14 protein-coding genes are annotated in these 9087 nt (G+C 60.7%); 2 read left to right on the forward strand and 12 right to left on the reverse strand.

Features of this window, described 5'->3' with window-relative positions; genetic code table 11:
* Window positions 1-506: 506 nt before the first annotated feature.
* The 7 genes from AC2SGK_RS17665 to AC2SGK_RS17695 form a co-directional block, all read right to left on the reverse strand.
* Window positions 507-926 (reverse strand): PIN-like domain-containing protein, encoded by a 420-nt coding sequence (locus tag AC2SGK_RS17665; protein ID WP_488324717.1) that lies wholly within the window; start codon window positions 924-926, stop codon window positions 507-509.
* Complete coding sequence (locus AC2SGK_RS17670) at window positions 923-1615, reverse strand: hypothetical protein (protein WP_488324718.1); 693 nt, start codon at window positions 1613-1615, stop codon at window positions 923-925. Before AC2SGK_RS17670 ends, AC2SGK_RS17665 begins: the two co-directional genes overlap by 4 nt.
* Before the next feature lie 702 nt (window positions 1616-2317).
* The gene (locus AC2SGK_RS17675) at window positions 2318-3178 is read right to left on the reverse strand and encodes a helix-turn-helix domain-containing protein (protein ID WP_488324719.1); all 861 of its coding nucleotides are present in this window, start codon (window positions 3176-3178) and stop codon (window positions 2318-2320) included.
* A gap of 160 nt (window positions 3179-3338) precedes the next feature.
* The gene (locus AC2SGK_RS17680; RefSeq protein WP_488324720.1) at window positions 3339-4799 is read right to left on the reverse strand and encodes a phage major capsid protein; all 1461 of its coding nucleotides are present in this window, start codon (window positions 4797-4799) and stop codon (window positions 3339-3341) included.
* Window positions 4792-5406: a head maturation protease, ClpP-related gene (locus tag AC2SGK_RS17685; RefSeq protein WP_488324721.1), complete on the reverse strand. Its 615-nt coding sequence runs from the start codon at window positions 5404-5406 to the stop codon at window positions 4792-4794. The genes AC2SGK_RS17680 and AC2SGK_RS17685 overlap by 8 nt, the downstream gene beginning before the upstream one ends.
* Entirely contained in the window at window positions 5403-5621 is a 219-nt protein-coding gene (locus tag AC2SGK_RS17690; protein WP_488324722.1) for a hypothetical protein, read from the reverse strand. The genes AC2SGK_RS17685 and AC2SGK_RS17690 overlap by 4 nt, the downstream gene beginning before the upstream one ends.
* The gene (locus tag AC2SGK_RS17695) at window positions 5621-6166 is read right to left on the reverse strand and encodes a hypothetical protein (RefSeq protein ID WP_488324723.1); all 546 of its coding nucleotides are present in this window, start codon (window positions 6164-6166) and stop codon (window positions 5621-5623) included. Before AC2SGK_RS17695 ends, AC2SGK_RS17690 begins: the two co-directional genes overlap by 1 nt.
* A gap of 287 nt (window positions 6167-6453) precedes the next feature.
* Between AC2SGK_RS17695 and AC2SGK_RS17700 the strand changes: the two genes are divergently transcribed.
* On the forward strand, window positions 6454-6984 hold the full coding sequence (locus AC2SGK_RS17700; RefSeq protein WP_488324724.1) for a hypothetical protein: 531 nt from the start codon (window positions 6454-6456) through the stop codon (window positions 6982-6984).
* A gap of 94 nt (window positions 6985-7078) precedes the next feature.
* Here AC2SGK_RS17700 and AC2SGK_RS17705 read toward each other — a convergent pair whose 3' ends face one another.
* From AC2SGK_RS17705 to AC2SGK_RS17715, 3 genes are read right to left on the reverse strand one after another with little or no spacing between them, the layout of a single operon-like run.
* Complete coding sequence (locus AC2SGK_RS17705) at window positions 7079-7261, reverse strand: hypothetical protein (protein WP_488324725.1); 183 nt, start codon at window positions 7259-7261, stop codon at window positions 7079-7081.
* Window positions 7258-7467: a hypothetical protein gene (locus AC2SGK_RS17710; protein ID WP_488324726.1), complete on the reverse strand. Its 210-nt coding sequence runs from the start codon at window positions 7465-7467 to the stop codon at window positions 7258-7260. Before AC2SGK_RS17710 ends, AC2SGK_RS17705 begins: the two co-directional genes overlap by 4 nt.
* Window positions 7464-7670 carry a hypothetical protein gene (locus tag AC2SGK_RS17715; protein WP_488324727.1) on the reverse strand — a complete coding sequence of 69 codons (207 nt, stop codon included), beginning with the start codon at window positions 7668-7670 and terminating at the stop codon, window positions 7464-7466. Before AC2SGK_RS17715 ends, AC2SGK_RS17710 begins: the two co-directional genes overlap by 4 nt.
* Window positions 7671-7755: 85 nt before the next feature.
* Between AC2SGK_RS17715 and AC2SGK_RS17720 the strand changes: the two genes are divergently transcribed.
* Window positions 7756-7983: a helix-turn-helix transcriptional regulator gene (locus AC2SGK_RS17720; protein WP_488324728.1), complete on the forward strand. Its 228-nt coding sequence runs from the start codon at window positions 7756-7758 to the stop codon at window positions 7981-7983.
* Here AC2SGK_RS17720 and AC2SGK_RS17725 read toward each other — a convergent pair.
* Both AC2SGK_RS17725 and AC2SGK_RS17730 read right to left on the reverse strand, forming a co-directional pair.
* Entirely contained in the window at window positions 7970-8338 is a 369-nt protein-coding gene (locus AC2SGK_RS17725; RefSeq protein WP_488324729.1) for a helix-turn-helix domain-containing protein, read from the reverse strand. The two genes, AC2SGK_RS17720 and AC2SGK_RS17725, sit on opposite strands and share 14 nt — an antisense overlap.
* Window positions 8339-8383: 45 nt before the next feature.
* Complete coding sequence (locus AC2SGK_RS17730) at window positions 8384-8923, reverse strand: GntR family transcriptional regulator (RefSeq protein ID WP_488324730.1); 540 nt, start codon at window positions 8921-8923, stop codon at window positions 8384-8386.
* Window positions 8924-9087 lie beyond the last annotated feature (164 nt).

Consider the following 9087-nt stretch of genomic DNA (forward strand, 5'->3'; position numbering starts at 1 on the left):
TATTGTAACACCAAGGGCAAGAATTTTACGCTTGTCATCGCGGAACCCTGTTCATCTATGTGAACAGACCCCTGTTCATCTATGTGAACATACCCCCCCTAGATTATTTCGATATATCAGCGACTTATTTTTTTCGCTTTCTATGATCTACAGGTGACAACCGGGATGGGCCGTGTCGGGCGAAGCAGCCGCCAGGTAGCAAGCGCCGACCGGCGCGGACTGGCCCGGTTTTTACCTGTCAGCAGGTTGTTCGGCGTGGATCACGATTGCCCAGGCTCGAAACGCAGCAGGCGAGAACCGCACGGGAATGGGGATGATCAGGCAAGAAGGGGAAAGGGTTATCCACATAGGCGCAGGTCGGGCCGCCAAGGGGCTTTAATGCCCTGCCCGCACACCCCTAGCCGCGCGCACATAGAAGGCCGCTAGGCGGCGATCCTAGAGCCTCTGCATCCCTTGCGACTGCAGCACCGGCTTGAATGGCTTGTGAACAGAGGTTTTTAACTCGATCACAGCGGCAAAGATCGAAGTTTCGTCCCCATTTTCATGGGTATCTCAAACATGCTCGGAGCTGCGAAAAGCTCAGTCGTCTTCACGATCTCTGGCCAACGCCAGATCAGCAACGCCGCAACCTGATTAAAAGGCGTCTTCTGGTAAGCAGGGGCTAGAACGAACCCATGAAGACCTGCACTGCGCAGTGCGGTCCGTTCGGCTTGGTTTTTCATCACGCGCCCATCGCCTGTGAAGAAAATCCAGACATCGCGGCTTTGACGCAAAAAGTCGATCCACTCGATGTCTTTGGATTTGCGACCATTAGGCAGGCCAGCGACATCCTTGATATGGTGGGCAGAGTGCCCGTCCGATCTGACAAAGGCGTTCAGCGTCTCCGCAAAGACTGGCGCAAGGCAGTTATCGAAGAAGACCTTCACGCCGCTAGCCGCTGCTCCAAGGATGCTTCAAAGTCTATGGCATGACGTACAGAAACCTCCGATACGTCATAGGCTGCTGCGGTAGCCTTAATCCCTTGTTCCTGCGCCACGGTCGCCAATATGGCAGTGGGAACATGCGAAATCGGATCAATAGGTGCCCCGAAAGCGTGGTCAGGCGAAACCAGAACTCGCGTCCTCCGCCCTTGAGGCCACCAGGCAAACGGGGTCCCGTCATCCTCGAAGTCTACGGTTTTCAAGATAGGTTCGATGATGCCGTTGAACTCGTACTGCCGCTTGAACAGGTTGAGCAGACGTTCACGCTCGGTCCCGTCTTCGCCAGTCTCGATGACATGCAGGAAGATTTCACGCCCATCTGTCCGAAACCGGTTTGTCGAAAGCGGGTGCTGCTGTGCCAAGACGGATTGCGCCAGGTTGATGGCTGCCCGAACCCGCTGCGGTGAAATTCCATGCTCGATGAATGCAGCGGCAACCCGCACTTCCATCAGGTCCCGAAAGCCAAGGAACACTTGGCCGTCTTCAAGACTAACTTCGGACGTCCATAGGGGATCGTATTGCTTGCCTTTAACCTGGTGACCACGCAGCCATCGGCTGATCTTGGCAGGCGGGACACGCAAAAGCCGCCCGGCCTCAGCCGACGTATACAGTCCTACCCCTATCAGATCGCGCATGTGATCACCTTCCACGGATGCAGGGCATCCCTATCGAAAGATAGCGTGCGGATTTCGCACGGCCAGCGCCGAATGCCATCTCAGGTTAGAAAAGAAATGGCCAGCCCCTGAAACAGAAGGGCCGGGGCGTCTCGCGCTGCCCCGGCCCCTGCGCCACGCCCCTGAGTAAAGGCCGCGCCTGACGGGGTTTTCGGCCATGAAGCCGGGCACTGTCCGTCTGATCCCAATCGCTTCACAGCCGCCGAAGCTGCAAGGCGCGATCCGGCCTTGTCTCTCACGCCCTCACAGATGCCCCAGAAAGGGCCTTGTTTGGTTTTCCGCTATGGGGGTAGCGCGCAGGTGCTTTATACCGCCTGCGCGCGCGCCTTGCGCTGTCTGCGGGCCATCCAAATCCGTGAGCGTCGGAAAGGGCTATGAAAATGGGTGGCCAGCCCCGGCTTTCGACCGTGCTGACCTGCGCCGCGCCAGAGATAAGGCTATCTGGCCGCGCCTTGTCGGGGTTTTCCCACTGTCCGACTGACGGGGTTGCTCTGGCCCTGATGAATGGGCGGGCCTCAGTGCAACCTACTGAACAACAACAACAACCGGAACTCGTAGCCATTCCAGGCGCTGAAACATTTGCGCATAGCGGGGTGCGAATTACCCCCGTGCGGAAAGCGCCCAGGAAGAACCTAAGCGGGGTTTGAGGGGTGAAAGCCGCGATCACAGGTAAACCCCGATGCGACGCAGGTCCTGCGTCCCGACCAGACCGGCTCTGACCATCTCACGGGCCAGCTGGTGATTGATCGCGCTGGCAGCGACATAGGCCCCTGCCCGGATCTTCTTGGCCCAGAACTCGGCCTGCGGCGTCACCGGCCCAGGGCAGGCTTGCAGCCCCGGTTCCTGATCTTCCCACCTGCGGCCTTCCAGCCAGACCTCGGACGAAACCCGGTATTGCGGATCGGTGCCGCTGCTGACGGTGGCGTAGCGCCGTGCGGCCTCGATGACGCGGGACGGTTCGGCCCCTCCCATCTTCGCAGCCTGCCACGCTTGCCAGGTGCGTTCCCGGTTGCGGGGTCGCGGATGCACCTGCCAAAATTTCTGGAAATCCTCATCAGCCTGCCCGGCTTCCGCAGGAGCGGCGTCTCGCATGTGCGCGCGCGAAGGTTCTCTTAAAGGTTCTCTTACAAGGTTAGTGTCCAGATTCTGGACACGGCTTTCGGCATTTTCTGGACACGGAATATCCTCATTTCTGGACACGGCTTTTGGTCCATGTCCAGAATTCAGACACGGCTTTTCCACGGGAAAACCGTCCTCGAATGCAAGCAGATAGCGCGTAGATTCTTGCCGCCTGGTCTGGGCATTCACCCGCCGTTCGCGATGGATCAGCCCCTTTTCTTCCAGGATGGCCAGATGCGCATTCACCGATGCGCGGGACATCTCGCAGTCATGGGCCAGCCTCTCCTGCGAGGGAAAGCACCCGAAGTCCGGATTATGACGGTCGGCCAGATGCCACAGCACGATCTTCGAGGCGGGCTTGAGGCCCTTCTGCTGGATGGCCCAGTTGGTCGCGATATGGCTCACAGCAGCCCCCTGCGCGTCTCTGGGGCGCTTTGTCCGTCGCGGATGCATCCCGCATCGTCGCGGGGGGTGCTATCGTCCTGCACGTCTGATTCCTTTCACATGGGGTCAGGCGGTGCCGGGGCGGGCGAGTTTGCCGACATGGCCGCCCCGGCGGTCCGCGCTATGCGCCGGGGTTCTTGAACCAGGACGAATACGACACGAAGCGCGCGTCCAGCGGCCAGACCAGGCGAAACTCCATCCCCAGCCTGTCCCAGCCTTCCTTGGTCCGCACCTCGGGCGCGCTCTGACCGTCGAGATAGGCATAGGCCAGCCCGTCATGCTTCGAAGGATCGGCAATCAGATACCAGGCATTCGGATCGGTCAGCCCGGCTTCCACGATCACCTCCAGCGTGTTCGAGAACGGGTTGACCTCGGACACGCTCGCGGCGGTAAGCTGCGCGACCAGCTTCTGGGCCAGCGTCTCCAACTGGGGCGGCACGACCAGGGCAAAGGGTTCGAAGCTGTAAAGCTCGCCCTGCGTTCCGCGTTGCGTGCGCAGCGCCAGGCGGGCCTCGGACAGGGAGTCGATCGACAGCGCCGCGCCGATCGGGGCGAGGTTGCGGTGATCGGCATGGAAGACCGGGCGACCGTCCTTCATCACGTTGCCCGCCCCGCCATTGGCCAGCAGCGCTTCCAGCAGCACGCGCCGCTGGCGTTCGATGGCCCCCGCGACCATCTTCTGGGCGATCTGATTGAACAGGCCCAGATCGTCGTTGATGATGGCCTTGTTTGAAATCGAGAAGATGGCCCCGAAATCGCGCGGCGTGGGCTTCAGCTCGCCGGTGTCGTCGATGGTGACGCGCTTGATCTCGCCCGTCTCCTGGACCTCCTGGGGAATGCCGGAGGCGGACAGGCTCAACAGGTGACTGTCGCGATAGTCGTTGGCATCGACACGGTGCGCGGCGCGCAGCAGTGCCGGCGGCACCTGTTCCAGCCGCCGCGCCACGGCATTGCCCAAGCTGCCGGCCAGAATGGTCGGAAAGTCCGAGGTCGAATGCATCGCCATCCGCACACCCTCGGAAAGCGAACTGGGCCGGTGGCCCGCGGCGCGGGCGCATTGCATGGCAATGTCCGACAGCTTGAACTGTTCGCCGTTGGACGGGCCACGTCCCCCGGACAGGATCTGCGCCGACAGCATCGAGACTATGCGATTTTGCCCGGCACGGGACGGGGCCGGGTTCGCTGCTTCAGACCGGCTCATTCCGGTGCGCGGTTCGGTCGTGGGCCGCGCAGCCTGTGCCAGCGCCTTCACCCGCGAAAACACCTGCATGGTGGTGCCGGTGCGCTCTCCGACCTCTGCATCCTGGGCGTCATCGTCTTCTGCCACCTGCAGATCGCCCAGGGCCTCTTCCAGGTACTGGACAAGATCGGCGGCGCTGACGCTGAACGACTTGGCCATGTTGTGCAGCATCTTCAGCAGGCCCTGAAAATCCTCACCCGCCAGGGCTTCGGCGGTTTCCATGCGGGCGGCGAAGATCGGCGCCAGCTCGGAGGGCAGACCGGCTTCCTTCACCTTGGCCTGCACCTGCGCCACCATGCGCGGGGAGGGCGTGACGCCGGGTTTCGTCAGCAGCTTAAACATTCTGGGTCTCCATTTCAGGCGATGCGGTCGCCCATCCGTTCTCGACGGCCAGGCGCATCAGGTGCGCTGGCGGGGCTTTGAACTTGGTGTAGTCGAAGGCTGCCACAGGGGCGGAAACCGTCCCGGTGGCCTCGATCTCGTCGCAGAAATTCAGCTCTCGCGCGTCCTCGGCCGACAGCCAGGTCTCGGCCTTCATCCAGGCGCGGATCAGGGTCTGATCGTTGCCCGTGGCACTGGCATAGGCGGCCGCATAAATGTCGGTCAGCTTTTCCAGCGCATCCCCTGCGGCATGCAGCACGTCAGCCGTACCCCAGGCTCCCACAGCGGGTTCGTGTATCATCAAGATCGCCGCAGAATGCATCACGATCCGGCGCGCGGCGACGGCGGGCAGGGTCGCGGCAGAGGCGCAAATCCCCTGCAGGTGGGCGGTGACATTGCCGTGGCGCTGGATCTCGGCCATCAGCGCCGCGCCCTCCACCGCATCCCCGCCCGGCGAGTTGATGAACAGATCGACCGGGCCGGGATTGTCCTTGAGAAACGCGGCCAGGGCTGCGGCACGGGCCGTCCCCTGGCCGATCTCGCCTTTCAGGTCGTAACGGGCGGTCATTCGATCACCTCGATGTCGTCAACGGGACCGATAACGACAGGGCGCAACTGCCGCGCCCTGATCGGGCGCAGCCCGTTCGGGGCATCGGGGTCGACCAGATAGAGCCGCCGGACCGTGGTGATATGTCCGGTTTCGCTCTGGGTCCGCTCGTCCAATTCAAGCAGCTCCAGCGACCAGAAAGGATCAGGCAGGGTGAAGCGGTGCAGGCGCGCCATCAGACTTCGACCGGCAAGCCCAGGTCTTCGGCGCGGTCGCGGACAAATTCAGCCGCGCGGGTCACGTTGGCCAAGAACACGCGGACGGCTTTCATGTCGCCGCGATCCTCGCCATTCGGCCCCAAGGACCGCCGCCGTTTTTCAGCCAGCCATGCTGCCAGCTGTTCCAGCTCGCCCACATACCATTCGGTGTGGCGGAACGTTTCGCCTGCAGCGTCCTGATCTTCCAGAACCACCAGACCCGCCCACCAGTCCAAAGGCAAAATCTGCAGGAGCGGATGCTGAGGAAAACGATCCATCGCGTTCATGACCATGTTGGCAGCATAGGCAGGGCCCAGGCCGTTCAGCTGGCTTTCATCCGAGGATTCGCCGCCGATCAGATCCTGCATCAGACGCAGCCGGAAAGCCTGGTCCAGCGTGTAGTCGGTGCGCTTCACGCCCGGCTCTTCATCGGCCAGGGGGAAAGGCAGCTGGTCGCGCTGTTTCAGCAGCTTGAAGCGGGCGGGGTCGTGATCGGCACAGTAGAGCATCGCAGCGCGTTTCATGGGGCTTCCTAAATAAAGGCATCATCTGATGCTTTATGTGCAAGGCCGCAAAGGGTGTCAAGAGATACCTTTAGGCCGGAAGCGCGGGCATTGATGGTCAGGAGGTGAGGGGTGGTCTTGCTGCCGGATCAGCCCGTTTTGAGGCCCGCCGAAAGTGTAAAACTAACACTTCCATTTCTTGCCAAATTACCGCCGCCCCCCTCTAGGTCTGACAGAAGCAACCAACTCTTGATCCAATTTATGTTCCATGTTCATATCCACATATGGAACCAAGAATGGATTCGAATATGGAAGACGACGAAAATTTAGAAGGCACTCTGCCTCGCCGGTCGCAGGATCAGCGTCGTCAGGATCTTGTTGATGGGCTGGAGGAGCTGCGCCTGACGCCTTGGGGGCTGGTTCTGAAACTCGAAAAGTTTGGCGATGACAGGCCCTCGCGAGCCATCTTGCGTAGCATTGAGCGCATGATTTCTGGCGAAACGAAGGTGTCCGCAGAAATGTCTGTGATCATGTCGATGCTGCTGCGCCAGCATAGACGATTGAACGAGCGCTACGCTGATCTCGAATGGAAGCAGACTGAACACGGGGCGCACCATGCGCAGATAGATAACTGGCATGTCTATCTGACGCCGCAGACACGCGGCCGATGGCTGCTGTCATGCGCTGCCGGGCCCTCGCGTCAGGACTACAGCCCGCCTTGGGGACACTGGCTCGATAGCTTCGAGCTTGCCAAGCACAAAGCGCTTGTCGAGGTTGAAGAGGGCATGAACGAGCTTGCCGAAATCAATCATGAACACAGGCAGCGCGAGCTTTCATAACTCACAACCCCGGCGCGATCACTCGCGCCGGGGTTTGACGGGCCATAAAACCTAGTATCGCGGGCCGCGCTACCGGCAGTTGAAAGTGTCGGTTTCAGTCCCGCATCAGCTCCAGCTGTTCACGCGCCGACATCAGCCGATCATTCAGCGCGATCAGCCCGGCCAACAGTGGTTCACGATCCTTTGCACTCAGCGCCAGCAGCGCCATTGACAGGAGAGCGGCAAGGCTTTCGGCACTGGCAACCTCATCCAGCGCATCAAGCAGATTCATGTTCATGCCGCATCCTCCCTGCCGTCCAGATCGTCCTCGATCTCGTGCGCCAGCCGCGCGATCACCTCGAAAAGGCTCCGATAGCAGTCATTGATGCGCCGCACCTTCCAGATGCTATCGGACCCGGCGATGCCGATGAGGGCCAGATGGCGGATCTGCGTGGCCCGGTCCTCGGCACTCAACGGCTGGTCGTGGTCATAGATGATGCTCATGCCGCACCCCCGATCTGGTCGGCCATGATCCGGCGCACCTGGCGCATCGCGGCGCGCATGTAGGACCGCGCCTCGCGTTCGGCCTGGGTGTAGCCGGTCGGGCGCTCGGTCACGTCCAGGGCCAGCGTCAGGCAGTCGTGAACCTCATTGAGGCGGGCGGCAGGCAAGCCGGGGGCGTTCCCCGGCGCGGGGTTCTTGCACATCATCGGTTCTCCGTTTGAGCAGGTTGCCCCCTTCCGGGGCGTGGTATAAGGTTGCACCAACGGAACAGGGTAAACAAGCCCAAAAATGCAAGGTTATACCAATTTGACCCCAGAACAGTGCCGGGCCGGGCGGGCTATCGCCGGTATGTCGCAGCAAGACCTTGCAGACGCGGCAGAGGTGGCAAAGGCCACGATTGCCAATTTTGAGACAGGGAACCGAAAGCCATACAAGCGCACCATCACGGCGCTACAGGCGGCAATCGAGGCGCGCGGGGTGATCTTCACCGATGATGGGGGTGTTAAGGGCGCGTGAACGGCCACCAGCGGCGGGGGCGGCGGCGCGCCAGCTCCTGGGCTTGCTCTTTCCAGCTGTCGCGGTCGCGCTCTAGGTCGGAAATTCGTTGATCTTTGCCCTTAATTTCCGCCTCCAACACCGCGATCCGCAAGGCATTTTCGTCAAGGGCAGGTGACTTCGAGGTGTCAGAGTTATCAGCTTTGACAGTGGCATTGCCAGTTCTGTCTGACAGCCATTTTGACAGGTCGTCAGGCTTGATCTGCCATCGGTTCCGGTTGTCTCGAAAACCGATAAGAGCCCCATCTTTTAGAGCATTCATGATGGTGCCACGCGAGACATTCGCGCGGGCTGCGGCTTGGTGCGGTGTCAGCATTATCAATGTCATGTCAGTGATAATGTCAGGCAGTTGCCACCGCGTCTATTCATCCTGTTTGACAGTTGCTGGCAGGTCCGGCTCCATGCCAGGCAGAAGCGCCTGCGATACTGGCGGCAGGCCTTCGCCTGATGGCAGCTGCGCCTCGCCTGCTAGCAGTCCGGGAACCTGATGGCGCAGCCGTCGCGTCTGTTCCGACAGCAGTCGCCCGCCTTGCTCATTGCCCGACAGCAGGACAGTTCCGCGCAGGGCCGCATAGTGCAAACCATCACGCCGCTTGCGCCAGGCAACTGTCGAATTGAGAACATAGGCATTTACGGTCCCTGCACCGCCAACCTGCACGGCGTCGATCCAGTCACCGTCGCGCAGAACCTTGATCGCCCGCCGAATTGTCATGGCGCTCACCCCGAGCTGTTCCGCAAGCGCAGCATGCGAAGCAACAACCAGGTTGTCGCGATCCGCCAAAACAACCAGCTTGTGCAGCAGCGCCGCAGCCGCTGGTTTTTTCATCGTGAGCTGCGACCATGCCTCATGGGTTGCAAGGTCAGTCTGCACAAAGCCGCGCAAGGGCTGATTTTCGTTCATACCGTGATCCCCTTATGAACAGGGGTCTGTTCATTATGGTGCTTAATTCGTCCCTTGGTGTTACATATTGTAACACCAAGGGCAAGAATTTTACGCTTGTCATCGCGGAACCCTGTTCATCTATGTGAACAGACCCCTGTTCATCTATGTGAACATACCCCCCC

It is taken from the genome of Paracoccus sp. NIOT.M2S5SZ12 (genome assembly GCF_057748165.1).

Excerpts from the sequence above, each read along its gene's own strand:
- AC2SGK_RS17720 (WP_488324728.1), top strand. The coding sequence starts at position 7,756 with ATGCAAGGTTATACCAATTTGACCCCAGAACAGTGCCGGGCCGGGCGG.
- AC2SGK_RS17725 (WP_488324729.1), bottom strand. The coding sequence starts at position 8,338 with ATGCTGACACCGCACCAAGCCGCAGCCCGCGCGAATGTCTCGCGTGGC.
- AC2SGK_RS17700 (WP_488324724.1), top strand. The coding sequence starts at position 6,454 with ATGGAAGACGACGAAAATTTAGAAGGCACTCTGCCTCGCCGGTCGCAG.
- AC2SGK_RS17710 (WP_488324726.1), bottom strand. The coding sequence starts at position 7,467 with ATGAGCATCATCTATGACCACGACCAGCCGTTGAGTGCCGAGGACCGG.
- AC2SGK_RS17670 (WP_488324718.1), bottom strand. The coding sequence starts at position 1,615 with ATGCGCGATCTGATAGGGGTAGGACTGTATACGTCGGCTGAGGCCGGG.
- AC2SGK_RS17685 (WP_488324721.1), bottom strand. The coding sequence starts at position 5,406 with ATGACCGCCCGTTACGACCTGAAAGGCGAGATCGGCCAGGGGACGGCC.
- AC2SGK_RS17680 (WP_488324720.1), bottom strand. The coding sequence starts at position 4,799 with ATGTTTAAGCTGCTGACGAAACCCGGCGTCACGCCCTCCCCGCGCATG.
- AC2SGK_RS17705 (WP_488324725.1), bottom strand. The coding sequence starts at position 7,261 with ATGAACATGAATCTGCTTGATGCGCTGGATGAGGTTGCCAGTGCCGAA.
- AC2SGK_RS17730 (WP_488324730.1), bottom strand. The coding sequence starts at position 8,923 with ATGAACGAAAATCAGCCCTTGCGCGGCTTTGTGCAGACTGACCTTGCA.
- AC2SGK_RS17695 (WP_488324723.1), bottom strand. The coding sequence starts at position 6,166 with ATGAAACGCGCTGCGATGCTCTACTGTGCCGATCACGACCCCGCCCGC.
- AC2SGK_RS17715 (WP_488324727.1), bottom strand. The coding sequence starts at position 7,670 with ATGTGCAAGAACCCCGCGCCGGGGAACGCCCCCGGCTTGCCTGCCGCC.
- AC2SGK_RS17690 (WP_488324722.1), bottom strand. The coding sequence starts at position 5,621 with ATGGCGCGCCTGCACCGCTTCACCCTGCCTGATCCTTTCTGGTCGCTG.